The sequence below is a fragment of the Pseudomonas persica genome (genome assembly GCF_900291015.1).
Classification (GTDB): Bacteria; Pseudomonadota; Gammaproteobacteria; order Pseudomonadales; family Pseudomonadaceae; genus Aquipseudomonas.
Window position 1 is genome coordinate 147,606 of sequence record NZ_OLKL01000018.1, and the last position, 24,784, is coordinate 172,389.

Here is a 24,784-nt window from a genome sequence, read left to right on the forward strand (position 1 = left end):
TAGTGTTCAACCTGTGATTTCACAGGTGCAACACCAGGCTTGAGGGTAGCGTTCAACCTGTGATTTCACAGGTGCAACACCAGGCCTGAAGGTAGTGTTCAACCTGTGATTTCACAGGTGCAACACCAGGCCTGAGGGTAGCGTCAACCGGTGATTTCACAGGTGCAACACCAAGCCTGAGGGCAGTGAGATCCCTGTGGGAGCGGGTTCACCCGCGAAGAGGCCAGTACAGGCAATACAACCCTCAGCGATAAGTCGGCAAGGCAAACCGCTGTTGGCTCTGCAGCATCGAAATTACCGGCAACTCACTGGCCTGCTCGGCCAAATCCCGGCGAATCGCACTGATCGCCCAGGAAAGCTGCTCGGCACTGTGCAGTTGCGCGTACGTCAGCACCCGGCGGGTAATCTTGCCATCAGCAGCGCGCAGGGTCAGCAGCACACCACCGTCGGGGCGGGCTTGGGTGTTTACCTGGTAGGCCGAAAATACCGAAACGAACTTTTCCTGGATGAGGTCCATATCAACTCCTGGCTGTTGCGTGTCAGACGTAAGTCGATCGTTGCAGTGACCGTGCCAGGATGTTTTCTATAAAAAACTCTTTAAATTCAGTCGTTTACGGTTATGTTTTCGGAGCGCTATCGTGCAGTCTGCACGGTCGTGCATTTTGCACAGTGCAAATTGCACGGTCCGCTGGCTAGCTATCGACCCGATAGAATCTGAACCTTTGACCCGGCCGCCTTGCCTGACAAAAACTTGGGCAACGATTTCTGCCAGGAGGTTCCAAATGTCCAGCCAACCCACGCCCGTCGCCATGACCGACGACGAAACCGCCGCCTTCGCCGAGCAGGTGTTCGAGCGCGCCCGCCAGGGCGATGCCGAGATGCTCGGCCGCCTGCTTGCCAGTGGCCTGCCGGCCAACTTGCGCAACCACAAGGGCGACACCCTGCTGATGCTGGCCAGCTACCACGGCCATCACGACGCAGTGCGCGTGCTGCTGGCGCACGGCGCCGACCCGCTGATTGCCAACGACAACGGCCAGTTGCCCATTGCCGGTGCCGCCTTCAAGGGGGACCTGGCCATGATCCGCCTGTTGCTGGAGCACGGCGTGCCAGTGGACGCCGCCGCGCAGGATGGCCGCACCGCACTGATGCTGGCGGCCATGTTCAACCGCAGCGAAATCCTTGACTACCTGCTGGCCCAGGGCGCCGACCCGGCCCGCCAGGATGCCCGCGGTGCCACCGCACTGATGGCGGCGCAAACCATGGGAGCGGTGGACGCCGCAGCACGCCTGCAAGCGCTGGCCGGCTAACCGCAAGGGGGCATTTGCGGCTATCCTTGGCGACTTTTCACCCGTCGCAGGCCCCCTTTCATGAAAACTCAGTTGCTCGAATTCATCAGCCTCATTGGCGCTGGCTGCATGCGCGAGGAAGACATCGAGCGCATCGCCGCCGAGGCCACCCAGGCCTACGCCGATCCTGCCGCCTTCCTGGCGGCCAACCCCGACATCAACTACGACGACAGCTTCCCCATCCCGTTGGGCGAATGGGTGGTGCTGGGCAGCCTGCCGGACACCGTGGTGTTCCAGGCCGACAGCTACCAGGACCTGTTTCAGCAGATCAGCGATTCGTTCGACCAGAGCGTGCCGTTCACCCTCAAGCCCAAGCAACTGGCCCGCACCGAGCCGCTGACCGCGCTCAATCGTATCCAGGTGCAGATGGGTGCGTTGAATAAAGAGGCCGGCGGCTATGTGCTGCTCAACTTCAGCCAGTTGCTGGATGACGAGCTGCAGATGGTGATGGTGGGACAGAACGACCTGGCGCGGGTGCTGGAGCTGGGGGCAGCGGTGGGCATCAAGGTCGAGCCGGCCCTGGAAGCCCTGAAGGTCGCCGTACACATCTGATTTCAGCGTTTGCTTCTTCGCGGGCATGCCCGCGAAGAAGCCGGCACAGGCAGCTGCAAGCTCAGCCCAGCGCGGTATCGAGGAACATCATCACCGCAAACCCACCCATCAACCCCAGGGTCGCCGCCGTCTGGTGCCCATTACGGTGGGTTTCGGGAATCACCTCATGGCTCACCACAAAGATCATCGCCCCTGCCGCCAGCCCCATGCTCACCGGGTAGGCCAGGGCAAAACCGGTCGAAATCCCCAGGCCGATCACCGCGCCCAGCGGCTCCATCAGCCCTGACCCGATCGCCACCAGCGCGGCCTTCAGGCTCGACAAGCCGGTTGCGCGCAAGGCCAGCGCCACGGCCAGCCCCTCGGGGATGTCCTGAATGGCAATGGCGCTGGTCAGCGGCAGGCCGATGTTCATGTCGCCATTGGCAAAGCTCACGCCAATGGCCATGCCCTCAGGCAGGTTGTGCAGGGTAATCGCCAGCACGAACAACCACACCCGGCTGATACGCTCGGCCTCCGGGCCGCACGGGCCGGTGCTTTCGTGCTCATGCGGGGTGAAGCGGTCCAGGCCCAGCATCAGCAGCACGCCCAGGCCCATGCCCAGCACCACGGTAAAGGCCGCAGTCGGACCGTTGCCGGTAATTTCGCGGGCGGCATCCAGGCCCGGCAGAATCAGCGAGAACGAACTGGCCGCCAGCATCATGCCGGCGGCAAAACCCAGCATCACATCCTGGGTGCGAGCCCTGACATCGCGCAGCACCACCGCCAGCACCGCGCCCAGCGCCGTGGCGCCAAAACCGGACAACCCGCCCAGCATGGCCAGGTGCAGGTTGTCGGCGTGGTCGCCGTTCACCGCGTTCCACAGGCTGGCGACCAGCAGTAGCACCACTGCCAGCAGGCTCAGCCCCAGGCCGGCGCTGAGCCAAGGGGTGTTCACGGCCTGCTGGCGCCAGGCGTTCAGCAGTGAGGGTGGGGCGGCGCTTTGGGTGTGGGCGGGGGGCATGCGAACCTCGAATCAGTGGATACCGGCAGTCTACTCAGGGACCTGCGTCAATCGCCAAGGATTCCCTTCTATTGCCCTGATAGCTGACTATGCTGTGCAGCAAAGCCTTTGACAGGAGTTTTGGCATGGGGTCGACGTTCAACAGCCTGGTCGGGCTGATCATCCTGGCGCTGGATATCTGGGCCATCCTCAATGTGATCAAGAGTGGCAGCGAGGTGGGCATCAAGGTGTTGTGGATCCTGCTGATCGCCTTGCTGCCGGTGGTGGGCCTGGTGATCTGGGCGATTGCCGGGCCGCGGGGGAATGTGCGGATCTGAATGGCTGTGCCCGCGAAGCGGCCGAAACAGACAAAAGCGGCAACACCCCCGTGACAAAATTTTCACATTGGTTTAAACAGAATCCGCACCCGCACAATGCTGCGTTGGTATACACCTGCGCCATCTTCGCAAACCCGCAATCCTAGGAACTTCCCATTCATGGCTAACCCGGACGCCTTGAAGCAACGGGGCGCGCGAGCGTCATTCTCGCCGACCCTGAAATCTCACTTGGCCTACACGCTGCTCAGCGGCCTGGTGATCATGCTGATGCTCAGCCTCGTGCGCCTGGCACTGCTGGCCTACAACAGCGACATGATCGGCGATACCCCCAACGCGACCGTCGCCGAGGGCTTCCTCAATGGCTTGCGCTTCGACCTGCGGGTGGTGGTGTACATCAGCATTCCGCTGCTGCTGGCCATTCTCAGCCCCTGGGCCATGGCCCGGCGTGGCCTGTTCCGCTTCTGGCTGACCCTCACCTCGAGCGTGGTGATGTTCCTCGGCCTGATGGAAATGGACTTCTATCGCGAGTTCCACCAACGCCTCAACGGCCTGGTATTCCAGTACATCAAGGAAGACCCGAAAACCGTACTGAGCATGCTCTGGTACGGTTTCCCGGTGGTGCGCTACCTGCTGGCCTGGCTGTTCGGCACCTGGCTGCTGAGCCTGCTGTTCAAGGGCATCGACCGCATGACCCGTGGCAATGGTGCCGGCGAGGTCACCCTGCAGCGCCGCGCGGTGCCGTGGTACAACCGCCTGGCGGTGTTCATGGTGATCCTGCTGGTGGCCGTGGTTGCCGCCCGTGGTACCTTGCGCCAGGGCCCGCCGATGCGCTGGGGTGATGCCTTCACCACCGATTCCAACTTCGTCAACCAGCTGGGCCTGAACGGTACCCTGACCCTGATCGATGCCGCCAAGAGCCGCTTCGGCGAAGACCGCGCCAACATCTGGAAGCCGGTGCTGGAGCAGGATGTGGCCACGCAGAGCGTGCGCGAGCAGCTGCTGACTGCCAACGATACCCTGGTCGATGCCGATGAGGCTGCCATCCGCCGCGACTTCGTGCCGCCGGCCGAGCGCACCCTGCCGATCAAGAACGTGGTGGTGATCCTGATGGAAAGCTTCGCCGGCCACTCGGTGGGCGCGCTGGGCAGCTCCGGCAACATCACCCCGTACTTCGACAAGCTGGCCAAAGAGGGCCTGCTGTTCGACCGCTTCTTCTCCAACGGCACGCATACCCACCAGGGCATGTTCGCCACCATGGCCTGCTTCCCCAACCTGCCAGGCTTCGAATACCTGATGCAGACCCCGGAAGGCGGCCACAAGCTGTCCGGCCTGCCGGCTTTGCTAAGTGCCCGCAATTACGACGACGTGTACGTCTATAACGGCGACTTTGCCTGGGACAACCAGTCCGGGTTCTTCGGCAACCAGGGCATGACCACCTTCATTGGCCGTAAGGACTTCGTCAACCCAGTGTTCTCCGACCCGACCTGGGGCGTGTCCGACCAGGACATGTTCGACCGTGGCGCCGAAGAGCTGGCCAAGCACGACGGCAAGAAGCCGATCTACGCGCTGCTGCAGACCCTGTCCAACCACACCCCGTACGCGCTGCCCAAGGACCTGCCGGTAGAACCGGTAACCGGCCAGGGCCGTCTGGACGAGCACCTGACCGCCATGCGCTATTCGGACTGGGCGCTGGGGCAGTTCTTCGAGAAGGCGCGCAAGGAGCCGTACTTCAAGGAAACCCTGTTCGTCATCGTTGGCGACCACGGCTTTGGCAACCACCAGCAGGTTACCGAGCTGGACCTGGGCCGCTTCAACGTGCCGCTGCTGCTGATTGCCCCGGGCATCCAGGAGAAGTTCGGTGCGCTCAACCACACCGTGGGTACCCAGGTCGACATCGTGCCGACCATCATGGGCCGCCTGGGTGGCCAGGCCCGTCACCAGTGCTGGGGCCGCGACCTGCTCAACCTGCCTGAGGGCGACCAGGGCATGGGCATGATCAAGCCGTCGGGCAGCGAACAGATCGTCGGCCTGGTGCAGGGCGACCGCATCCTGATCGAGTCCAAGGACATGACCCCGCGCATGTACCGCTACCAGCTGGGCAGCGAGTTCAAGGCCGAGCTGATCGAAAGCCCGGACCAGCCGGAAATGCTGAAGAAGCTGGAGGCGTACATCCAGACGGCGACCAAGAGCCTGCTGGATAACACTGCCGGTGTAGTACACGGCACGCCGAAGTAAGGCTGCAACAGGGGCCGCTTTGCGGCCCATTCGCGGGTAAACCCGCTCCCACAGGGATATCACCGTCCTCAGACCCTGTGATCCCTGTGGGAGCGGGTTTACCCGCGAAGAGGCCGGCACAGACTGAACATTCTTCCCGCCCCAAGGTCACTTGTTCAGGCATCACACACCCGGTGTTCGTTGACTGAGAGGGTTCGTTCAATGAAAGAGTGGGAAGTCATCTTTGCCGACCAGAAAGGCGTGCTCACCACCCTGACGCTGTGCGGTGACCAGTGCCCCAGCGAGGAGGACGCCGCGCGGGCCATCCGTTCGCACCTGTTCCCGGTGATGGACGAGCTGGACCTCAACGACTTCCAGGACCGCGCCGTTTCCCCCACTGCACGCTGGCTCAAGGAGCAGAGCGGCGTGACCATCACCAGCATCCACGAAACGCCCTGAACCGCAGGTTTGCGTGGCGCCCTGGCAGGCACTACGCTGCATGAAGGTGCCAGCCTATTCTGCGGGTTGGCGCCGCATCCCTTCGCGTCTTGCATCAGCTCGAACTGCCCGGCCGCTGCCGGCAGGTGCGTAGTGCACGGAAAGTCTATCCATCGCATTATTCAGGAGGACGTTTCATGAGCAGCCAGAACGACGATATCAGCAGCAACGTCCTGCGCCAGATGAAAGCAGGCGGTTTCGACTTCACCCAGATCCACCCCATCGAGTTCTACGCCATATTCCCCGACGAAGCGGGCGCCCGCCGTGCGGCCGGGCAGTTTCGCGGTGAATCGCTGAATGCCCAGGTGAAGGAACTGGGTGACGGTGCCTGGCATCTGGAGTTGAGCAAGGTCATGTACGCCACCCACGGTGGAATTGGCGACTTCGAAGAGGCCTTCGAGCAGTTGGTAACACCTTATGGTGGTGAGGTGGAAGGGTGGGGGGTCAAGCAGGAGCGGCCGATCGCTTAGAAAAGCGGGCCGCTGTGCGGCCCATCCCCACATGTACTGCACAAGGCCTGGGCTCACCTGTGTCCCTGTGGGAGCTGGCTTGCCGGCGATGGGGCGCGTAGCGGCCCCAGGTTCTCAATGCTTGCGCTTGGCCATATGCCCCAGATAAGCCAGCAACGCATCCAGTTCTTGCTCACTCAACACACTTTCCGCAAACCCCGGCATTTTCGCCTGCGGCCAATGCCGCAGGCTCTGCGGGTCACGTATCAATTTGCGTAGATACCCCGGCTGAAAATACTCGGTCGGGTTGTGCGGTACATTCAGGTCCGGCCCCAACTGCGCATCCCCTGCGCCGTTCAAGCGGTGACATGCCAGGCAGTTCTGCTGGAACAAGGCAAAGCCCTGGCGTACCGGGCTGTCGACCGGCAGCTGCGGGTCGGGCAGGAGCGCCGGAAAACGCGTTTCGACAGAAGCCAGCTTGCGAATCGTGGAAATCTGGAACGGCCACTGCTCCGGGCGGATGCCGCTGGCCTGCGGCGCAGTCCACACCAGGTAGAACGGCCCTGCACTCGGTTTGCCCTGGCCCAGTGCCGGCCATGGTCTGCCCGGGGCCTCTACCGCCAGCCAGGCCTGTGCCGGCCCGTGCTGCAACAGTGGCGCCGCGGGCATTTCGGCGGCAAAACCGTCCAGCGCCACCGCCTGCAGGTGGTCGCTGGCGCTAACGCCTTCCAGCAGTATGGCCAGCGGCACCGCCCGATAGTGCATGGGCCGCTTGTAGGATACGTCCTGGTCGATGCTGATGTCCCGGGCCTGCGGGTGCTCGAGCAGTTCGGCACTGCTCCACTGGCGCGTTGTGGCGCCCAGTTCAAGCTGCAGTTGCGCCGCCGACAGCGGCAGGCTCAGGATCAACACTAACAGTGCAAGGCAGTGGCGCATGGGTAATCTCCGACCATCAAGGCCAGCAGGTTACCTGTGCGTTGCCTGTTGGCGCCACAGCGGCAGTCAGCCGAACAAACGTGTCAGGTTCGGCAGGATCAGCAGCAAAGTCGTGGCGAAGAGAATGAGCCCAGCTTGGCGAATTTTCGATTGTCTGAACATGGCGGACCGCCTTCTTGTTGTTATTCCTGAATACCCGTTGGCTTCCCTGTCGCGCTTCGGGTCGATCGCAGTGGCGTTGCGTGACGCCTGAACTGCCTGCCTCTTGAAAGTGGATATACAACCAACAGTAGGGTGTGCGTCATCCATGTTTGAGAACCCTTTGTTCTAATGCTGTGGTCCGTTGATTTCGTCTGGCTATGAGGCCAAGTGCCAGCCGGCTGGCATGCTCTCGCTAGACGGTGGCGCAAGTGCCAGCAGGGCGCCGACGGAATGTGACCGTTCGTCAGTGCGGCCTACTTGCTTGTACGTGCCTTTCGCGTCAGTCTCTACAGCAGATTCCCACCCATGTCGTTCAGGACTATCCCTATGTCGTTACGCATCTGCATCCTTGAAACCGATGTCCTGCGACCGGAGTTGACCGCGCAGTACCAGGGCTACGGCAGGATGTTCGAGCAGCTCTTCTCGCGTCAGCCGATCGCCGCCGAGTTTCGTGTGTACAACGTGATGAACGGCGATTACCCCGCCGACGACGAAGTGTTCGATGCCTACCTGGTGACGGGCAGCAAGGCCGATTCGTTTGGTTCCGACCCGTGGATCCAGACCCTCAAGGCCTACCTGCTGAAGCTGTACGAGCGTGGCGAAAAGCTGCTGGGTGTGTGTTTCGGTCATCAGTTGCTGGCGTTGACCCTGGGTGGCAAGGCCGAGCGTGCCGAGCAGGGTTGGGGCGTGGGTATCCACCGCTATTCGCTGGCGGCCCATGCGCCGTGGATGGACCCGGAGGTGTCGGAGCTGACCCTGCTGATCAGCCACCAGGACCAGGTGACCGAGCTGCCGGAAGGCGCCACGGTAATCGCCTCCAGCGATTTCTGCCCGAACGCGGCGTACCACATTCGTGACCAGGTGCTGTGCTTCCAGGGGCACCCGGAGTTCGTGCACGACTACTCCCGTGCGCTGCTCGATGCGCGCCAGGCGTATCTGGGCGATGAGGTGTACCACAAGGCCGTGGCCAGCCTGGCCACCGAGCATCAGGGCGACCTGGTGGGGGAGTGGATGTTACGGTTTATCCAGCAGCCGGTGGGCAAGCACGACACGGCGTGAGGGCCCGGGGGCTGCTTTGCAGCCCAATCGCCGGCAAGCCAGCTCCCACAGGGTCATCACAGGCCTGAGACTTGTGCGGTCCTTGTGGGAGCTGGCTTGCCGGCGATTGGGCCAAGCGGCCCCGACAATCTCAAAGCCAGCCAGACTTCTTGAAGCTGGCATACAACCCCGAACACCCCGCCGCAATCACCCCCAGCACCCCGAAATACCCGTAATGCCAGCCCAGCTCCGGCATGTTCTGGAAGTTCATCCCGTAAACCCCGGCAATTGCCGTGGGGAACGCCAGGATCGCCGCCCAGGCCGCGAACTTGCGCTGCACGATGCTCTGCCGTGACGACTCCAGCAGCATGCCGATCTCGATGGTCTGGCTGGCGATGTCACGGATGCCGGCCAGGTCTTCCATCTGCCGCGTCACGTGGATCTGCACATCACGGAAGTACGGGCGCATGTTCTTGTCGATGAACGGGAAGCTCAGGCGCTGCAGTTCCTCGCTCACCTCAACCAGCGGCGCCACGTAGCGGCGCAGGCGCAGGATGTCGCGGCGCAAGCTGTGCAGGCGGCGGATATCATCCTCCTGCAGCGAGCCGCCAAGCACGCTCTGCTCCAGCTCTTCGATCTCGCCATGAATGGCTTCGCTGACCGGCTGGTAGTTCTCGGTGACGAAGTCGAGCAGGGCGTACAGCACGAAGTCTTCGCCGTGCTCCAGCAGCAACGGCCGCGCCTCGCAGCGCTGGCGCACCAGGGCGTAGGACTTGGAGTGGCCGTTGCGGCAAGTGATGATGTAGCCATTGCCGGCGAAGATGTGGGTTTCGATGAACTCCAGCTTGCCTTCGTGGCGCACCGGCGAGTAGGTGACGATGAACAGGGCATCGCCGAAGGTTTCCAGCTTGGGCCGGCTGTGCTTTTCCAGGGCGTCTTCGATGGCCAGTTCGTGCAGGTTGAACTGGCGCTGCAGGTTGGCCAGTTCCTCGGCGTTGGGCTCTTCCAGGCCGATCCACACAAAATGCCCCGGCTTGCGCGCCCACTCGCTGCCTTCATCGATGCTGATGTTGGTGACCTTTCTGCCGGCGCTGTACACCGCCGATGCCACGACTCGACCCATGGTTGTTCGCTTATTCCGGTTGGACACGGGTTACAGCTTGGGCTGTAGTGGGCTCAAGAGCAACCTAGCCCTTGGCCAGTTCCCCTTCCATGCGGTCGATGCACTGTTGCATCTGCCCCCGGCATTGTTCGATCAGCGCTGGCAGGTCCTGCAGGGTCATGCCTGCCGTGGCGATCGGTGGCAGCGAGCGCACGATCACCGTGCGCTGGCGCCAGCTGTTCAGGCCAAGGCGCCCTGCATAGCGGCTGACGCACACCGGCACGATTGGTACGCCGGCCTCGATGGCCATGTGAAACGCGCCTTTCTTGAATGCCAGCAGATGCTCGCCGGCATTGCGTGTGCCTTCGGGGAAAATCCAGATCGAGGTGTCGTCCTGCAGCACCCGGGTGGTCTTCTGCATGGCCTTGCGTGCCTGGTAGGCGTTCTTGCGGTCGACCAGCACATTGCCGCCCAGCCAGAACAGCTGGCCGAACAGCGGGATCCAGCCCAGGCTCTTCTTGCCGATGGCCACGGTGCGTGGCGGCACCACCTGGCCCAGGACGAACAGGTCGAGGTTGGACTGGTGGTTGGCGATGATCACGCAGCCGGGCGGCTGGTCCCACAACGGGCCGACCTCGGCCTTGACCCTGATGCGCATCAGCCAGGTGGCCGGCAGGCTGTAGAGGCGGGCAAACACGCGGCTGTTGTCGGGGTTGAAGGGGCGGCACAGGCCAATGACCAGGCCCAGGGTGCCAACCACAAGGAAATGCAGCGCCAGCAGGAACATGCGCAATGAATAAAGCATGGTACGACTCACACCAGACAGTCGCCGGCCAGTGTACGGATGTGCACTGGTTGGGGCAAACCTGGGTGTATGTCTGTTGCTGATATGTTGCCTGTACTGGCCCTTTCGCGGGTAAACCCGCTCCCACAGGATTACCACATATCTGTGGGAGCGGGTTTACCCGCGAAAGGGCTGGTGCGCTCAACCCATATGCTGCTGGTCCAGCTCGATTGCCTTGTCCAAGGCTTCCAGCAGCCCTTTGCGCACCTTCAGCTTGGTGTTCTTGTGTGCCAGCATGTTCAGCATCTTCAACTCCCGCGCCGCCGCCAGTGCCGCTTCCTGCAATTGCTCGGCCGGCACCACCTTGTCGAGGAAGCCAGCCTCCACCGCACCCTGCGGGTCAAACACCTCGGCATTGATCACCGAGCGGTGGAAAGCCGAGCGGCGCAGGCGGTCGCGGGCCAGCTCGATGCCGGCATGGTGCATGGTCATGCCGATCTGCACTTCGTTCAGGCACACCTTGTACGGCCCTTCGACGCCAATGCGGTAGTCGCCCGACAGCAGCAGGAAGGCGCCCTTGGCCACGGCGTTACCCGGGCAGGCGATCACCACCGGGAACGGGTGCGACAGCAGGCGGCGGGCGAGGGTGGAGCCGGCGGTAACCAGGCTGATTGCCTCTTTCGGGCCGCTGGTCATCACCTTCAGGTCGTAACCGCCAGACAGAATGCCCGGCTGCCCGGTGATGATCACCACCGCACGCTCTTCGGTGGCGCGGTCGAGCGCGGCGTTGAAGGCGGTGATGACATCCGGCGAGATAGCGTTGACCTTGCCGTTGTTCAGGGTCAGGGTAACGATGCCGTCTTCGGCGTGGTAGGTAATCAGCTCGCTCATGGCAGAGTCCTTTTGTTGGCGTGGCGACGACGTTACCCAGCGCCAGGTGCGAGGTAAAGCAGTAAGGCTGACCGGTCGGTCAGCGTTCGCCGGGGCTCTAATGCAAATGCATGAAAAAATTGAAAAAAATGCTTGCCAAAGGGAAGCTCTTTCACTAAATTAGCGCACCTCGACAGGCTGCAAGGCTTGAAGAGAAACGGTGAAGTGTCCGAGTGGTCGAAGGAGCACGCCTGGAAAGTGTGTATACGAGAAATCGTATCAAGGGTTCAAATCCCTTCTTCACCGCCACATTCTACGAAGAGCCCCCGAGCTGAAAAGCCGGGGGCTTTTTGTTTCTGGGCCTTTGGGGCTGCTACGCAAACCCATCGCCGGCAAGCCGGCTCCCACAGGGGCCGCACAATGCCTGAGATCTGTGCCGTCCCTGTGGGAGCTGGCTTGCCAGCGATGGGCCGCAAAGCGGCCCGAAAAATCTAGAAGCTGACCGAAGCCGACAGCCGAGCCGTCCGCGGTGCCCCCTGGAACAGGTAGTTGTCCCCCAGGTAGTCCCCCACATCGCGCCAATAGCGCTTGTCGAACAGGTTATCCACAGTCAGCCGCAGCACCGTGTCATACCCACCAATACGCGTGCGGTAGCGGCTACCCACATCGAACACCGTATACCCGCCAACTTCCACATTCCCTGCCTGGCTCGCATATTTGCTGGCGCTGTAACGCGCCCCGCCCAGCAGTGCCAGCCCCGGTACCGGCAGGGTGTATTCCGCCTGCAGCGTCGCGCGGAATCTGGGCACGTTGATCGCCTGATGGCCTTCATAGGCATCGGTACCGCTGTTCTGCACCCGCGCGCGAATGGCCGCAGCGCTGGCCTGCAGCTGCAGGTTCGAGGTCACCCAACCGCTGGCGCCCAGCTCCAGGCCGGTGTTCTTCTGCTGGCCTTGCTGCACGTAGGTGAAGTGGCCTGCGCCGTCCGGGCGTGCGTACTGGTATGCCTGGCGGATCTGGAACAGTGCGGCGCTGAAGCTCAGGCCTTGCCAGTCGTGCTTGAGGCCCAGTTCCAGCTGGTGCGAGGTTGTGGGTGCGAGGATTTCGGCTGCGTTGCTGGCAAACCAGGGCGCCGAGCCGCCGGCTGAAAGGCCTCTGGAATAGCTGGCGTACAAGGTGGTATCCGGCTGCGGCTTGTAGATAAGTGCGGCATTGGGCAGCAACTCGTATTGTCTGGTATGGCGGCCGGCCACCCCGTTTTCGTCCCAGGTCTTTTCATCCAGGCGCACTTCACGAGCGCCCAGCACGGTCTGCCATTGTTCGTTGAGGCTGATACGGTCGCTGACGAACAGGCCGTACTGGCGGCTGTCCAGGCGTCGTTCGCTTGACCCTATGGGCCTGCCGGAGGGCGGTTGGGCTATCGATCCGGTGTGAATGTTGCCGCCATGCTCCAGAAGTTCGTTGTAGTAAGTTCGTTGATCCACCGTGCGACGTTGCGCGCTGGTTCCCACGGTCAGCTCATGGCTGGTGCTTGCTACGTCAAACCTGCCATTGAACATGGCCTGGGCTTCATCAATGCGACGAGTGTCGTCCGGGCTGCGAAAATCGTAGATGTCGTAATCGCCTTCCGGGCTAAAGTGCGACTGCATGCCTTTTTCGCTGCCCCAGGCAAACGAGCTGTAGTCATCGATCACCACCTTGCTGCGCGAGCCGCTCAAGGTGCCGGTCCAGGCCTCGTTGAAACGGTACTCGAAGCGCCCGCCCAGGTTCAGCGAGTCGTTCTGCACCGGCTTGGCCCAGTGCTGGTAGGCCAGGCGGTCGTCCGGGTCGATGCCGTGGGGCACTTCGCTGCCCCCGAGCAACTGGTAACCGGGTACCGAGCGCTGTTCGCGGTGCTGGTATTCGGCATCCAGCTGCAGGGTGGCATCCGGGTTGATCTGCCAGTCGAAGGCCAGCGAGGCGAAGTCGCGTTTGCCGTCGGCGTGGTCGACGTAGGAGCGGATGTCTTCATGGGCCAGGTTGGAGCGCAGGCCGAACTGCCGCTCGCTGCCGAACCAGCCGCCCAGGTCGGTAGCCAGGTAGCGCTCGCCCTGTTCGTTGGTCGATACCGTGATACTGCGCACGTCCTCGGCACGCTTGGTCACGTAGTTGACCAGGCCGCCCGGCGCCGACACGCCGCTCTGCAGCCCGGACAATCCCTTGAGCAGCTCCACCTGCTGCTTGTTCTCCAGGGCCACGTTCTGCTCGCCGGCGATGGTCTGGCCATTGATGCGGTAGCTGCTGGCGGCATTCAGCTCGAAGCCGCGCACGTTGAAGTTTTCGTAGTAACCGATGGGGGCATAGCTTTCGCCCACCGAGGCGTCGCTTTGCAGCACTTCGCTGAGCTTGCGCACCTGGCGGTCTTCCAGCAGTTGCTCGCTGAATACGCTGACCGAGGCAGGGGTGTCGAGCAAGGGGGCGGGCTGGAAGCCACCTGCTGCTGCCTGGCGTGCCTGGTAGCCGTCGTTGGCGTAGGTGTCGGACACTTGCAGCGGGGCCAGTATCACGCTGTCTTCGGCAAGCACATGGGGGCAATGCAGGGCCAGGCCCAGGCTGAGCAGGCTCAGGGGCAGGCGGGGATGACGCGGGGGCATGCGGTGGGGCTCCTGGATGCGCGACACCTGAGCCGGCCTCTTCGCGGGTAAACCCGCTCCCACAGGAACAGCGCTGCCCTTGAATGTGGCGCAGTCCCTGTGGGAGCGGGTTTACCCGCGAAGAGGCCAGTACAGGCCATGAAAAAGGCGGCATCTTACCGCCGCCTTCAACATAAAACGATCCGGGCCCTGCGATATCCAGTCAGCCTTTGCCGGCCGGCCGCCTGTGCTGTCGCCAGTTGTCATCGATCTTCGACCAGGTCTTGCCGTCGGTAATGGCCATGAGCTTGCGCCCGTCCTTGAAGGTAGCCAGGAAGGTGGCTTCTTCCTCCTTGCCACCCAGCCACAGCCCGGCCAGCAGCCCCACCGGCCCGGCCACCAGGGCCCCGGCCACGCCCCAGCCCAGGGCGCTGCCCAGGCTACGGCTGGATTCCAGGCTGGCCAGCCTGAGGTCGCTGATGCGTGCCAGGGAAATCCGCTCGCCCGGTGAGGGGCTGCGCGGGGTCTTGAGTGTGAGCGATCCGTTGCGATACTCGCCTTCACCTTGCAAGAAATCGCCGGATTGCACCGTGAGTCTTGTCATAACGTCGTCCTGTCAGGGAAAGGGCATTGACCAGCGTTTACTGAGCGCTGCCCGGGCGGGCAAGTCAACGGCCATGCGACGGAGGGTCGTGCGGTGCATTGTCGCCATGGCTAATGGCCTTTTCGCGGGCACGCCCGCGAAGAATCCAACAAAAATCTTTCAGGCCGTCTGCAAAGCGTTCTTGCGCTTGCGCTCGGCCAGCCCCCACGCCAGCAACGCCAGCCCGCCAATCACCAGCCCTGCCACCACAATCCCCATCCAGCCCCGGTGCTGGAACAACTGCGTGCCCAGCAATGACCCCAATGCCCCGCCAATGAAGTAGCAGGTGATATACCCGGCATTCAGCCGTGTACGCGCCTCGGGCTGCAGGGCAATCACCGCATTCTGGTTGCTCACGTGCACCAGCTGCACCGCCAGGTCGAGCATCAGCACGCCCAGCAGCAAGGCCGGCAATGACTGCTCGGCAAAGCCCAACGGGACCCACGACAGCAGCAACACCACCAGCCCCACGGTAGTGCCCAGCGAGCCTTTGCCACGGTCGGCCAGGCGCCCGGCCCAGTTGGCCGACAGCGCACCTGCCGCACCGGCCAGGCCGAACAGGCCTATCACTGCATCCGAATAGTGGTACGGGCCTTTCGCCAGCAGAAACGCCAGTGGCGTCCAGAACAGGGCAAACAGGCTGAATGCCAGCAGGCCGAGTAGCGAGCGCAGGCGCAGCACCGGTTCTTCGAGGAACAGGCGGAACACCGAGCCGATCAGCGCCGGGTATTTCAGCCCGGCATGGCTGTGGTGTTGCGGCAGGCTGCGGTACAGCGCCACGGCGGTGATCGCCATCAGCACCGCGGCCAGCATGTAGATGCTGCGCCAGCCACCCAGCTCGGCCATGACACCGGCGGCGGTACGCGCCAGCAGGATGCCCAGCAGCAGGCCGCTCATCAACGTGCCGACCGCGCGCCCGCGCATGTGCGGCTCGCTGAGGGTCGCGGCCATCGGCACGAGGATTTGCGCCACCACCGAGAACAGCCCGGTCAGCGCCGTGCCAAGGATCAGCCAGGGCAGGCTCGGTGCGCAGGCACTGATGACCAGGCCGAGGGTGGAAATGGCGGTCATCACGGTGATCAGCCGACGCTGCTCGAACAGGTCGCCCAGCGGCGCCAGCAGCAACAGGCCGGCGCCATAGCTGAGCTGCGCGGCAATGACGATGCTGCCGGCACTGGCGGTGCTGAGGCCGAACTGCTGGGCGATGCTGTGCAGCAACGGTTGCGCGTAGTAGTTGCTGGCTACGGCCAGGCCGGTGGCGGTGGCCATCAGCAGGATCAGGGCGCGGCTGAGAGTGGGGGTGTTCATGCAGTTCTCGTGGCGGGCAGGAGTGAAGGGGGATTATCGTAACGTGTCGGGCACGACATCAATGCATTGTGCGGCAGAGCAGGGAGGGGAGGGTGTTGCGGGAGGGCGCGGTTGAGCCTGTGCCGGCTTCTTCGCGGGTAAACCCGCTCCCACAGGTACACCACTGGCTCGGGGCCTGTGATATCCCTGTGGGAGCGGGTTTACCCGCGAAGAAGCCGGCACAGGCAACCTGTCAATCAGGCAGCAAACCCGCCATCGACCGTCAGGCTGGCCCCGGTGATATACCCCGCTTCGGGCCCCGCCAGGTAAGCCACGAAGCTGGCAATCTCATCCGCCTCGCCATACCGCCCGATCGCCATCAGCGGGATCAGGCTGTCAGCGAACTCGCCGCTGGCCGGGTTCATGTCGGTGTCCACCGGCCCTGGCTGCACGTTGTTCACGGTAATGCCTTTCGGCCCTAGGTCACGAGCCATGCCGCGGGTCAGGCCGACCAGCGCCGACTTGCTCATGGCATAGGGGGCGCCACCGGCAAACGGCATACGCTCGGCGTTGGTGCTGCCAATGTTGATGATGCGCCCGCCTTGGCCCATATAGCGTGCCGCGGCCTGGCTGGCGACGAATACGCTGCGCACGTTCACCGCCAGCATGTGGTCGAAGTCGGCCAGGTCGAATTCGGTCACCGGCGCTACCGCCAGCACACCGGCGTTGTTGACCAGGATATCCAGCCGGCCGAAGGCCTTCACGGTGTCATCCACGGCCAGTTGCACGGCAGCCGCGTCGGCACTGTCGGCGCGCAGGGCCAGGGCTTTGCCGCCGTTGTCGGTAATTTCCTGAACCAGCGCCTGCGCCGGGCCGATGGAGCTGACATAGGTGAAGGCCACCTGTGCGCCTTCGCGGGCCAGGCGTCGTACGATGGCTGCGCCGATACCGCGGGAACCGCCTTGTACCAAGGCGACTTTGCCTTCGAGGGTGTGTTGCTTGGACATGCTGATCTCCTGCTGGAAGCCAGGCCGGAATGCCTTGGATGGGCGCAGTATCGGCGCTTGATTACCTGCTGATAAGATGGCAATCACTATCAGCAGAGTAAACCTTTGGTTGCCAATCATGGCCATGGAATCGTTCAACGCGTTGGAGTGCTTCATCCGCAGTGCCGAAGTCGGCAGCTTTGCCGAGGCCGCCAGGCGCCTCAGCATTACCCCGGCTGCCGTGGGCAAGCATGTTGCCCAACTGGAGGCGCGCCTGGGGGTGCGGTTGTTCCAGCGTAGTACCCGCAAGCTGACCCTGACCGAGGCGGGGCAGCGATTTCTGGGTGAAGTCAGTGACAGCTTCCGTACCATCCAGTACGCCGTGGCTAACCTGGCCAGCAGCGAAGGCCAGCCGGCCGGGTTGTTGCGGGTGAGCATGGGCACGGTGTTCGGGCGTTTGTATGTGTTGCCATTGCTGGGTGAGTTCCTGCGTCGCTACCCGGCCATTACCCCGGACTGGCATTTCGACAACCGCCAGGTCGACCTGATCGGCCAGGGCTTCGATGCGGCGATTGGCGGTGGCTTCGAACTGCCGCCAGGAGTGGTGGCGCGCAAGCTGACCCCGGCGCACCGGGTGCTGGTGGCGGCGCCGGCGTACCTGGGCCGCCACGCGCCGATTGACGAACCACAGGTACTGCAACGGCATGACGGTATCCTGATCCGCTCGCCGCAGACCGGGCGGGTGCGCTCATGGCCGTTGACCAGCCGTTGGCAGGTGCAGCAGCCATTGCAGTTGCGCCAGGCGATGACCATGAGCGATTCGGATGCGGCTTGCGCGGTGGCCGAGCAGGGGTTGGGGATTGCCCTGGTAAGCCTGCCGTTTGCCGTGCCGTACCTGGCGGGCGGGCGCCTGCGGCGGGTGCTACCGGACTGGTATGTGGACGATGGGCATATCAGCCTGTATTTCGCCGAGCACAAGCTACTGCCGGGCAAGACCCGGGCGTTTATCGACTTTGTGGTGGAGCAGTTCGAAGAGCAGGGGTTGGCGGGGCGGTTCGATGCTTTGCAAGCCCGTTAGGGGTGTGTTGCCTGAACCGGCCTTTTCGCGGGTGAACCCGCTCCCACAGGAATACCCCAGGCCTGAAGATTGTGGGGGGGCTGTGGGAGCGGGTTCACCCGCGAAAAGGCCGGTTCAGGCAACATCGACAATGAACAATGCCTGTGCCCCCAGGCTCACTTCATCATCAACTTTCTTGCCCAGCAACTGCTGCCCCAGCGGCGAACGCGGGGTAATCACCGTCACCAGCCCATCCCCTTCGCCAATCTTCAAGCCTGCCGCCTCGGGCCCGAGGAACAGCCGGCGTTGCCCGCCATCCTCATCCTCCAGCGTCACCAGGTTGCTCACCTGCACCCCGCGCGCCGGGTCATAATCGCGCAGCAGCAGTTGCTGGTAGGTCAGCAGCGCCAGGCGAATCTCGGCGCTGCGGCGGGCCTGGCCGGTGGCCAGGTACGAGGCTTCCAGGCCCAGGGTGTCGTACTTGTTCTCGGCGATGTTCTCTTCGGCTGTGGCGGCTTCATACGCGGTTTGCGCCGCGCGGGTCAGCACATCCAGGTCATGCTCGAGGGTGGCGACGATCTGCGCCAGCAGGTGGGGCTTGTCCATGGTCAGTAGCAGAACTCCAGCACGTTGGCCTGGCTTTTGTCAGTGGGCGCCGTGCGGTTCTGCTGCAGCCAGAACTGGCACTTGGGGCTGTTGAGGTTGCGCGGGTTGCCCTGGGCGGTCTCGGCGGCCTGTTGCAGTTCCTGCTTGTGCAGGATGTCCTTGTAGCGCTCGAACATCTCCGCCTGGGCATCCGCCGCAGGGGCTGGTGCTGGCGGCGTGGCAGGCCGGTACGCGCTGGGGACCACGGCCTGGGCCAGTGGCTGTACCTGCTGTGGCCACAGTTGCAGGGCCAGCCACAGGCTGGCGGCGATGGCCACGGCGCCCAGCCACAGGCCAAAGGCAACGCACAGGATCAACGGTAACGGCTTGAGGGTGATCTTCAGTTCACGGTGGCGCGGCATGGCAGCCTCCTGGCAGGGTGGGTCGGGGTGCATTGTCGCATGCACCTGGGCATTTTTCCGCGCAGGTGCTTTTGTCGACGACAATTTATGCGCAGAATGCGCGATTTTTCCGCCGGGCGAGGGCAGGGCACATGAAAGCCACCTGGGACATCTTCTGCAGCGTCGTCGACAACTACGGCGATATAGGCGTGACCTGGCGCCTCGCCCGGCAGTTGGTGGCCGAGCACGGGCTGGCAGTGCGCCTGTGGGTGGATGACCTCAATGCCTTCACGCCCATGTGCCCAGGGGCCGATGCCACCGCCGTGCAGCAGTGGCAGCACGGTGTGGATGTGCGCCAGTGGCCGGTGACCTGGTTGCCGGTGGCGCCGACTGATGTGGTAATCGGTGCCTTCGCCTGCCAGCTGCCGGCACCTTATGTGGAGGCAATGCGTGCTCGCGCCACGCCGCCGCTGTGGCTGAACCTCGAATACCTCAGTGCCGAGGACTGGGTGGAGGGTTGCCATGGCTTGCCTTCGCCGCAGCCCAATGGCTTGCGCAAGGTATTTTTCTTTCCCGGCTTTACCGAAAAAACCGGTGGCCTGTTGCGCGAGGGCTCGCTGCTGGCGCGGCGTGATGCGTTCCAGCAGGGCGCACGGCAGGCTTTCTTGCAGGGGCTTGGCGTAAACCCTGAAGCGGGAACGTTGCTGATTTCCCTGTTCGCCTACGAAAACCCGCAACTGGGCAACTGGCTCGATGCCTTGGCCTCAGGTGAGCAACCTTGTCACCTGCTGGTGCCGCAAGGGCGCGTTATCGCGGGGCTCAGCCAGTGGCTTGGCGAGGCGGCGCTGCAAGTGGGCAGCGTGCGCAAGCGAGGAGCGCTGACCGTGCAGGTACTACCTTTCGTCAGCCAGGACGACTACGACCGGTTGCTGTGGAGCTGCGATTTCAACGCCGTGCGCGGCGAAGACTCGTTCGTGCGCGCGCAGTGGGCCGGGCAGCCGATGCTGTGGCACATCTACGTGCAGGACGAGAATGCCCATTGGGAAAAGCTCGAAGCGTTTCTCGCGCATTATCGACACGGGTTGTCAGATGATGCCGATGCCGCCCTGCTTGGCCTTTGGCGTGCCTGGAACATGGACCGCGACATGGGCCTGGCGTGGCAGGCTGCCCGCCAGCACTGGCCAGAACTGCGGCAGCATGCCCGGCTTTGGGCAGCGCGACAGGCCGCTCAGCCGGACCTTGCCACAGCGCTAGTACACTTTTACCGAAATTCGCTATGATACGCGGCCTCGATTTTTATAAATCCATCCAGATTCGGATACTTCGTAATGAAAACTGGTAAAGAACTGAAACCCGGTACCGTCCTGCGGATCGACAACGACCCGTGGCTGGTTCAAAAAGCTGAGTTCACCAAGTCGGGCCGTAACAGCGCGATCATGAAGACCAAGCTGAAGAACCTGCTGACCGGCTACAAGACCGAAACCGTCTACGGTGCGGACGACAAGCTGGACGACGTGATCCTGGATCGCAAAGAAGCGACCCTGTCGTTCATCAACGGTGATGAATACACCTTCATGGACACCACCGACTACACCATGTACGAACTGAACGCCGAGGACATCGAAGCCGTTCTGCCGTACATCGAAGAAGGCATGGAAGACGTCTGCGAAGCCGTGTTCTTCGAAGGCCGTCTGGTATCGGTTGAACTGCCGACCACCATCAGCCGCCAGGTTGTCTACACCGAGAACGCTGCACGCGGCGACACCTCGGGCAAGGTCATGAAGCCTGCCAAGCTGAAGAACGGTACCGAGATCTCGGTTGCCGACTTCATCCAGATCGACGAGTGGATCGATATCGACACTCGCGACAACAGCTTCAAAGGCCGTTCCAAGAAGTAATCCTTCTTGTGAAACGCAAAAAACCCGGCCTTGGCCGGGTTTTTTATGCCTGCGTTTTTGCAGTTCTCGGTGCTTGCTCTTGCTTTTGTGGGAGCGGCCTTGCGTCGCGAAAGGGCCGCAAAGCGGCCCCGGCGATATCAAGGTGTACCCGAGATTCCGGGGCCGCTTCGCGCCCCATTCGCGACGCAAGGCCGCTCCCACAGGGGATCGCGCAAGCCTTATACGGTTACATGCAGGCGTACATCCACATTGCCGCGGGTGGCGTTGGAATACGGGCACACCTTGTGCGCCTTTTCCACCAGCCCTTCGGCATCGGCCTGGGCCAGGCCCGGCAGGTTGATGTGCAGGTCGATGTCCAGGCCGAAACCACCCGGAATCTGGCCGATGCCCACCTTCGCGGTGATCGAGGCATCCGCCGGCAGGGCTTTTTTCTCTTGCTCGGCCACGAACTTCAAGGCGCCGATGAAGCATGCCGAGTAACCGGCGGCGAACATCTGCTCGGGGTTGGTGCCGTCACCGCCGGCGCCGCCCAGTTCCTTGGGGGTGCTCAGGTTGACCACCAGTTTGCCGTCACTGGAGCGGGATTTGCCGTCGCGCCCACCGGTGGAGGTAGCTTCTGCGATGTACAGCGGAGTGACTTTTTGCATCTTGAGCCTCGCTAATGTGCTGTGCGCTTCCCGTCTGGAGGAGGGCGCGGGTTGGTGTGGGATTTAAATTAGCGCGCAATTAGTTAGTGCGCAAGATAAATCGTCACCGCTCATCCGAGCGGCCATTGCACAGCATAGCTGTCAGAGGTTTTTCTGCAGGTTGTCGCGCAGCGCCAGCAAGTCGGCCTGCAGCTGTTGCAGCTGTTCCAGGCTGCGTCCACTGGCCTTGAGGATGCATGGTGGCACCTCCCTGGCCTGCTGTTGCAAGGCACGGCCCTTGTCGGTCAACTGCACCAGCACTACCCGTTCGTCCTCGCGACTGCGGTTGCGCTGCAGCAGGCCCTCGCTTTCCAGGCGCTTGAGCAGCGGCGTCAACGAGCCGGGGTCGGTTAGCAGGTGCTGGCTGATCTCGCCCACGGTCAGGCCGTCGCGCTCCCACAGCACGAGCATGGCCAGGTACTGCGGATAGGTCAGGCCCAGGGCCTGCAGCAGCGGTTTGTAGACCTTGGTCATCAGCAACGAGGTGGAGTGCAGGGCGAAGCAGACCTGGTTGTCCAGCAGTAGCTCGTCACAGGAGGAGGCTTGGGTGTCGGCGTTCATGCAGGTCCTTGAAGGTAATCAATGGGAAAGTCTGGCACGCTGATCATTAGTGCGCGCATTACTCGCGCAGTTCACTGCGCAAGGCCAGGTCCCAGGGTGGAATCGGGCTGAAGCGGCTCTTGAGGAATTCGAGCAGCAAACGGCTGCGAGAGTTCGTTTCATGTTCCAGGCGTAGCGCGTAGATACCGCTGGTTTCGGCTGCGGGCAAGCCGCCATCGCAAAACAACGGGATCAGTTCGCCGCGCAGCAGGTATTCGCTGATCAGCCAGGTGGGCAGGTGGGCAATGCCTAAGCCGGCGAGGGCGCCGAACAGTAGGGTTTCGGCGTTGTTGGCGGCCATGCGCATGCGCGAGGGGCGATACAGGCGGGTTTGCCCGGCCACGGTGAAGCGCCAGGCGAATGGTGGCGCCAGGCCGTCCCAGTCCAGGCCATCGTGCCCGGGCAGTTCGCTGGGGCAGGTGGGTATGCCGCGGCTGGCCAGGTACGCCGGGCTGGCACAGGCGATGCGCACCATGTAGGCCAGTGGCGTGGCGACCAGCCGGGTGTCGGCCAGGGGGCCGGCACGCAGCACCAGGTCGACCTCGCCCAGGTGGCTGCCCTGCAGGTCGACGAAGCTGTCGATCAGGCGCAGTTGCACATCCAGGCCCGGGTAGGCCACCAGGAAGTCGGCGATGGCCGGGGCCAGGTGGCGGCGGCCGAATGCGGCGGGGGCGTCGATGCGGATCAGGCCTTCGGGGGCATTGCTCAGCGACACCGCTTCGGCGCGGGCCAGGCGCAGTTCCTCGATGATGCGCCTGGCCCGTTCGGCAAAGGCATTGCCTGCGGGGGTGGCGCGCACGGCGTGGGTGCTGCGGGTGAACAGGCGGCTGCCCACGGCGTTTTCCAGGTTGTCGATACGCCGGGCCACGGCGGACGGGGTCAACGGGTGGCGGCGGGCGGCGGCAGAAAAGCTGCCGGTTTCCAGCACGTCGAGGAACAGGCTTAGCTGGTCGGTCAGGGTATCGGGGTTCATGGCTGCCTTGCTTTTGCGAAAAACGCACAGCCATTGTGCGCTGCTGTGCGTTTCCCCGCCAGCGCGCAATCGATAGCATGCTCGCATCATGTGTACAGGCAGATGAGGCCCTGATGATCGAATGGTTGTTGTATATCGTGCTGGGCGCTGCCCTGGGGACCATGGGGGGGCTGTTCGGCATTGGCGGCGGGCTGATCGCGATTCCGGCGCTGGGTGTGCTGTTCGGCCTGGACCAGCAGTTGGCGCAGGGCACGGCGCTGGTGATGGTAGTGCCCAATGTGCTGCTGGCGCTGTGGCGTTATCACCAGCGTAACCGCATCGAGCTGCGCCATGCCGCGCCGCTGTCGCTGTGCAGCTTCGTGTTCGCCTGGCTGGGGTCGATCTGGGCGGTGGGGCTGGATGCGCATTCCATGCGCCTGGGCTTTGTCGGCTTTCTGGTGGCCCTGGCGGTGTGGAACGTGGCGCGGATGTTCATGAAGGTGACGCCGCCCAGCGCAGAGTTGCGCCATGCCTGGCCATGGCTGGGTGTGCTGGGCAGCTTTGCCGGGACCATGGGCGGCTTGTTCGGGGTGGGTGGGGCCGTGGTGGCCACGCCGGTCCTGACCAGTGTGTTCGGTACCACCCAAGTGGTGGCGCAGGGACTGTCGCTGGCGCTGGCGGCGCCGAGTACCTTGGTGACCTTGGTGACCTACGGGGTGCACCACAGTGTTGACTGGGGGGTGGGGCTTCCGTTGGCGGTGGGGGGCCTGCTCAGCATCAGCTGGGGGGTGAAGTTGGCCCATGCGTTGCCGGAGAAAGTGTTGCGGGCAATGTTCTGTGTGTTTTTGGTGGGGTGTGCAGTGATGCTCGGGTTTGAGCTTTGAGCATTTGGGGCCGCTTTGCAGCCCCAAGTTACTTGAACCCTTCGACAATGTAGTCGGCCATGCAATCGGTAATCGGCGAAGGGGGCTGCGTACTGCGCACCAGCATCACATTGGCCACTGGCAACTGCGGCAACCCTTCACTCTCGCCCAGAATGCGGATGTTCCCGCCAATCAGGCTTTGCAATTGCGCAGTCACCGCCAGCCCTGCGCTGACAATGGCAAAGATCGCCGCCAGGCTCGGGCTGGTATAGGCGATGCGGTAGTCGATGCCCTGGGCCTCCAGGGCATTGCAGGTCCAGGCCCGGCAGAAGCAGTCGGTGTTGAACAAGGCCACCGGCATGGGGCGTTGCTCCTGCGGGCAGAAGCCTTCGGCGGCGGCCCACACCAGACGTTCCTGGCGCAGCAGCTGGCCAATCTCGTTGCCCGGCTCACGGGTGACGATGGTCAGGTCCAGGTCCTGGCGCAGCATCAGTTGCCTGGACGAGTCGCAATGCACCTCAACCTGCACCAGCGGGTAAGCCTGGGCAAAGCTCGACAGGATGTTCGGCAGAAAGCGCATGGCGTAGTCGTCCGGCGTGCCAATGCGGACTACCCCGACCATGTGCGGCATGCGCAGGGTGTTGAACACTTCCCCGTGCAGCTTGAGGATGCGCCGGGCGTAACCCAGCAGCACCTGGCCTTCGGCAGTCAGCCGCACCTGGCGGCCGTCGCGCTCGAACAGCTGGCGCTGCAGGATGTCTTCTTCCAGGCGTTTCATCTGCATGCTCACCGCCGACTGGGTGCGGTTGACCACCTCGCCGGCGCGGGTGAAGCCGCCTTGTTCGGCGATGGCAACGAAGGTGCGCAGGACGTCCGCGTCGAGACTCTGGTACTGAGACATTACATC

Annotated in this window: 28 protein-coding genes and 1 tRNA gene; 12 read left to right on the forward strand and 17 right to left on the reverse strand. The window is 63.2% G+C overall.

Translation table 11 applies throughout. The features are described from left to right. Positions 1-244 precede the first annotated feature (244 nt). The gene (locus FQ664_RS09495) at positions 245-517 is read right to left on the reverse strand and encodes a DUF3509 domain-containing protein (protein WP_144171701.1); all 273 of its coding nucleotides are present in this window, start codon (positions 515-517) and stop codon (positions 245-247) included. Between the two features lie 265 nt (positions 518-782). On the opposite strand from FQ664_RS09495, the gene FQ664_RS09500 reads away from it, so the two are divergent. Then, positions 783-1,307: an ankyrin repeat domain-containing protein gene (locus FQ664_RS09500; protein ID WP_144171702.1), complete on the forward strand. Its 525-nt coding sequence runs from the start codon at positions 783-785 to the stop codon at positions 1,305-1,307. A gap of 60 nt (positions 1,308-1,367) precedes the next feature. Further along, entirely contained in the window at positions 1,368-1,898 is a 531-nt protein-coding gene (locus tag FQ664_RS09505; RefSeq protein ID WP_144171703.1) for a hypothetical protein, read from the forward strand. 61 nt (positions 1,899-1,959) lie between these two features. On the opposite strand, the gene FQ664_RS09510 is transcribed toward FQ664_RS09505, so the two are convergent. After that, complete coding sequence (locus FQ664_RS09510; RefSeq protein WP_178090973.1) at positions 1,960-2,898, reverse strand: ZIP family metal transporter; 939 nt, start codon at positions 2,896-2,898, stop codon at positions 1,960-1,962. A gap of 125 nt (positions 2,899-3,023) precedes the next feature. Between FQ664_RS09510 and FQ664_RS09515 the strand changes: the two genes are divergently transcribed. From FQ664_RS09515 to FQ664_RS09530, 4 genes are all read left to right on the forward strand, one after another. Further along, positions 3,024-3,215 carry a PLDc N-terminal domain-containing protein gene (locus FQ664_RS09515; RefSeq protein WP_012271091.1) on the forward strand — a complete coding sequence of 64 codons (192 nt, stop codon included), beginning with the start codon at positions 3,024-3,026 and terminating at the stop codon, positions 3,213-3,215. 159 nt (positions 3,216-3,374) lie between these two features. Further along, positions 3,375-5,450 (forward strand): LTA synthase family protein, encoded by a 2,076-nt coding sequence (locus FQ664_RS09520; RefSeq protein ID WP_144171704.1) that lies wholly within the window; start codon positions 3,375-3,377, stop codon positions 5,448-5,450. Positions 5,451-5,651: 201 nt separating this feature from the next. After that, positions 5,652-5,888 carry a hypothetical protein gene (locus tag FQ664_RS09525; protein ID WP_144171705.1) on the forward strand — a complete coding sequence of 79 codons (237 nt, stop codon included), beginning with the start codon at positions 5,652-5,654 and terminating at the stop codon, positions 5,886-5,888. A 176-nt stretch (positions 5,889-6,064) separates the two neighbouring features. Next, positions 6,065-6,397, forward strand: a complete 333-nt coding sequence (locus FQ664_RS09530; protein WP_003260395.1) for a ribonuclease E inhibitor RraB — start codon at positions 6,065-6,067, stop codon at positions 6,395-6,397. Between the two features lie 114 nt (positions 6,398-6,511). Here FQ664_RS09530 and FQ664_RS09535 read toward each other — a convergent pair whose 3' ends face one another. Together FQ664_RS09535 and FQ664_RS09540 are read right to left on the reverse strand one after the other, a co-directional pair. Then, complete coding sequence (locus tag FQ664_RS09535) at positions 6,512-7,312, reverse strand: cytochrome c (RefSeq protein WP_144171706.1); 801 nt, start codon at positions 7,310-7,312, stop codon at positions 6,512-6,514. A gap of 66 nt (positions 7,313-7,378) precedes the next feature. Then, positions 7,379-7,621 carry a hypothetical protein gene (locus FQ664_RS09540; protein WP_128637193.1) on the reverse strand — a complete coding sequence of 81 codons (243 nt, stop codon included), beginning with the start codon at positions 7,619-7,621 and terminating at the stop codon, positions 7,379-7,381. 219 nt (positions 7,622-7,840) lie between these two features. On the opposite strand from FQ664_RS09540, the gene FQ664_RS09545 reads away from it, so the two are divergent. After that, a complete protein-coding gene (locus FQ664_RS09545; protein ID WP_144171707.1) occupies positions 7,841-8,572 on the forward strand; it encodes an amidotransferase in 732 nt (243 codons plus the stop codon). A gap of 130 nt (positions 8,573-8,702) precedes the next feature. On the opposite strand, the gene FQ664_RS09550 is transcribed toward FQ664_RS09545, so the two are convergent. The 3 genes from FQ664_RS09550 to FQ664_RS09560 all read right to left on the reverse strand — a co-directional run bounded on the left by FQ664_RS09550 (position 8,703) and on the right by FQ664_RS09560 (position 11,328). Beyond that, positions 8,703-9,674, reverse strand: coding sequence for a magnesium and cobalt transport protein CorA (locus tag FQ664_RS09550; RefSeq protein ID WP_144171708.1), 972 nt, complete (start codon positions 9,672-9,674; stop codon positions 8,703-8,705). Between the two features lie 64 nt (positions 9,675-9,738). Beyond that, entirely contained in the window at positions 9,739-10,458 is a 720-nt protein-coding gene (locus tag FQ664_RS09555) for a lysophospholipid acyltransferase family protein (protein ID WP_144171709.1), read from the reverse strand. 180 nt (positions 10,459-10,638) lie between these two features. After that, positions 10,639-11,328, reverse strand: a complete 690-nt coding sequence (locus FQ664_RS09560; protein ID WP_144171710.1) for a crotonase/enoyl-CoA hydratase family protein — start codon at positions 11,326-11,328, stop codon at positions 10,639-10,641. A 198-nt stretch (positions 11,329-11,526) separates the two neighbouring features. Between FQ664_RS09560 and FQ664_RS09565 the strand changes: the two genes are divergently transcribed. Beyond that, positions 11,527-11,616, forward strand: a tRNA-Ser gene (locus tag FQ664_RS09565). 182 nt (positions 11,617-11,798) lie between these two features. Here FQ664_RS09565 and FQ664_RS09570 read toward each other — a convergent pair. From FQ664_RS09570 to FQ664_RS09590, 4 genes are all read right to left on the reverse strand, one after another. Continuing rightward, positions 11,799-13,940 (reverse strand): TonB-dependent siderophore receptor, encoded by a 2,142-nt coding sequence (locus tag FQ664_RS09570; protein WP_144171711.1) that lies wholly within the window; start codon positions 13,938-13,940, stop codon positions 11,799-11,801. 202 nt (positions 13,941-14,142) lie between these two features. Then, positions 14,143-14,523, reverse strand: coding sequence for a hypothetical protein (locus tag FQ664_RS09575; RefSeq protein ID WP_144171712.1), 381 nt, complete (start codon positions 14,521-14,523; stop codon positions 14,143-14,145). Between the two features lie 159 nt (positions 14,524-14,682). After that, on the reverse strand, positions 14,683-15,870 hold the full coding sequence (locus FQ664_RS09580; RefSeq protein WP_144171713.1) for an MFS transporter: 1,188 nt from the start codon (positions 15,868-15,870) through the stop codon (positions 14,683-14,685). A 236-nt stretch (positions 15,871-16,106) separates the two neighbouring features. After that, a complete protein-coding gene (locus FQ664_RS09590) occupies positions 16,107-16,856 on the reverse strand; it encodes a 3-oxoacyl-ACP reductase family protein (protein WP_144171714.1) in 750 nt (249 codons plus the stop codon). 118 nt (positions 16,857-16,974) lie between these two features. Here FQ664_RS09590 and FQ664_RS09595 point away from each other — a divergent pair, with 118 nt between their 5' ends. Beyond that, positions 16,975-17,913 (forward strand): LysR family transcriptional regulator, encoded by a 939-nt coding sequence (locus tag FQ664_RS09595; RefSeq protein WP_144171715.1) that lies wholly within the window; start codon positions 16,975-16,977, stop codon positions 17,911-17,913. Between the two features lie 114 nt (positions 17,914-18,027). Here FQ664_RS09595 and FQ664_RS09600 read toward each other — a convergent pair whose 3' ends face one another. Then, a complete protein-coding gene (locus FQ664_RS09600) occupies positions 18,028-18,498 on the reverse strand; it encodes a GreA/GreB family elongation factor (RefSeq protein ID WP_144171716.1) in 471 nt (156 codons plus the stop codon). A 2-nt stretch (positions 18,499-18,500) separates the two neighbouring features. Beyond that, positions 18,501-18,899, reverse strand: a complete 399-nt coding sequence (locus FQ664_RS09605) for a hypothetical protein (protein ID WP_144171717.1) — start codon at positions 18,897-18,899, stop codon at positions 18,501-18,503. Between the two features lie 131 nt (positions 18,900-19,030). On the opposite strand from FQ664_RS09605, the gene earP reads away from it, so the two are divergent. Then, positions 19,031-20,158, forward strand: a complete 1,128-nt coding sequence (gene earP / locus FQ664_RS09610) for an elongation factor P maturation arginine rhamnosyltransferase EarP (RefSeq protein ID WP_144171718.1) — start codon at positions 19,031-19,033, stop codon at positions 20,156-20,158. A gap of 48 nt (positions 20,159-20,206) precedes the next feature. Next, positions 20,207-20,776: an elongation factor P gene (gene efp, locus FQ664_RS09615; RefSeq protein ID WP_013971530.1), complete on the forward strand. Its 570-nt coding sequence runs from the start codon at positions 20,207-20,209 to the stop codon at positions 20,774-20,776. Positions 20,777-20,994: 218 nt separating this feature from the next. Here the strand turns inward: efp and FQ664_RS09620 are convergent, their stop codons facing one another. From FQ664_RS09620 to FQ664_RS09630, 3 genes are all read right to left on the reverse strand, one after another. After that, entirely contained in the window at positions 20,995-21,423 is a 429-nt protein-coding gene (locus FQ664_RS09620) for an organic hydroperoxide resistance protein (RefSeq protein ID WP_144171719.1), read from the reverse strand. A gap of 141 nt (positions 21,424-21,564) precedes the next feature. Continuing rightward, a complete protein-coding gene (locus FQ664_RS09625) occupies positions 21,565-22,023 on the reverse strand; it encodes a MarR family winged helix-turn-helix transcriptional regulator (RefSeq protein WP_144171720.1) in 459 nt (152 codons plus the stop codon). 58 nt (positions 22,024-22,081) lie between these two features. Next, on the reverse strand, positions 22,082-23,035 hold the full coding sequence (locus FQ664_RS09630) for a LysR family transcriptional regulator (RefSeq protein ID WP_144171721.1): 954 nt from the start codon (positions 23,033-23,035) through the stop codon (positions 22,082-22,084). 113 nt (positions 23,036-23,148) lie between these two features. Here FQ664_RS09630 and FQ664_RS09635 point away from each other — a divergent pair, with 113 nt between their 5' ends. Beyond that, a complete protein-coding gene (locus FQ664_RS09635; protein ID WP_144171722.1) occupies positions 23,149-23,898 on the forward strand; it encodes a sulfite exporter TauE/SafE family protein in 750 nt (249 codons plus the stop codon). A gap of 28 nt (positions 23,899-23,926) precedes the next feature. On the opposite strand, the gene FQ664_RS09640 is transcribed toward FQ664_RS09635, so the two are convergent. Continuing rightward, complete coding sequence (locus tag FQ664_RS09640; protein ID WP_144171723.1) at positions 23,927-24,778, reverse strand: LysR substrate-binding domain-containing protein; 852 nt, start codon at positions 24,776-24,778, stop codon at positions 23,927-23,929. Between the last annotated feature and the right edge of the window lie 6 nt (positions 24,779-24,784).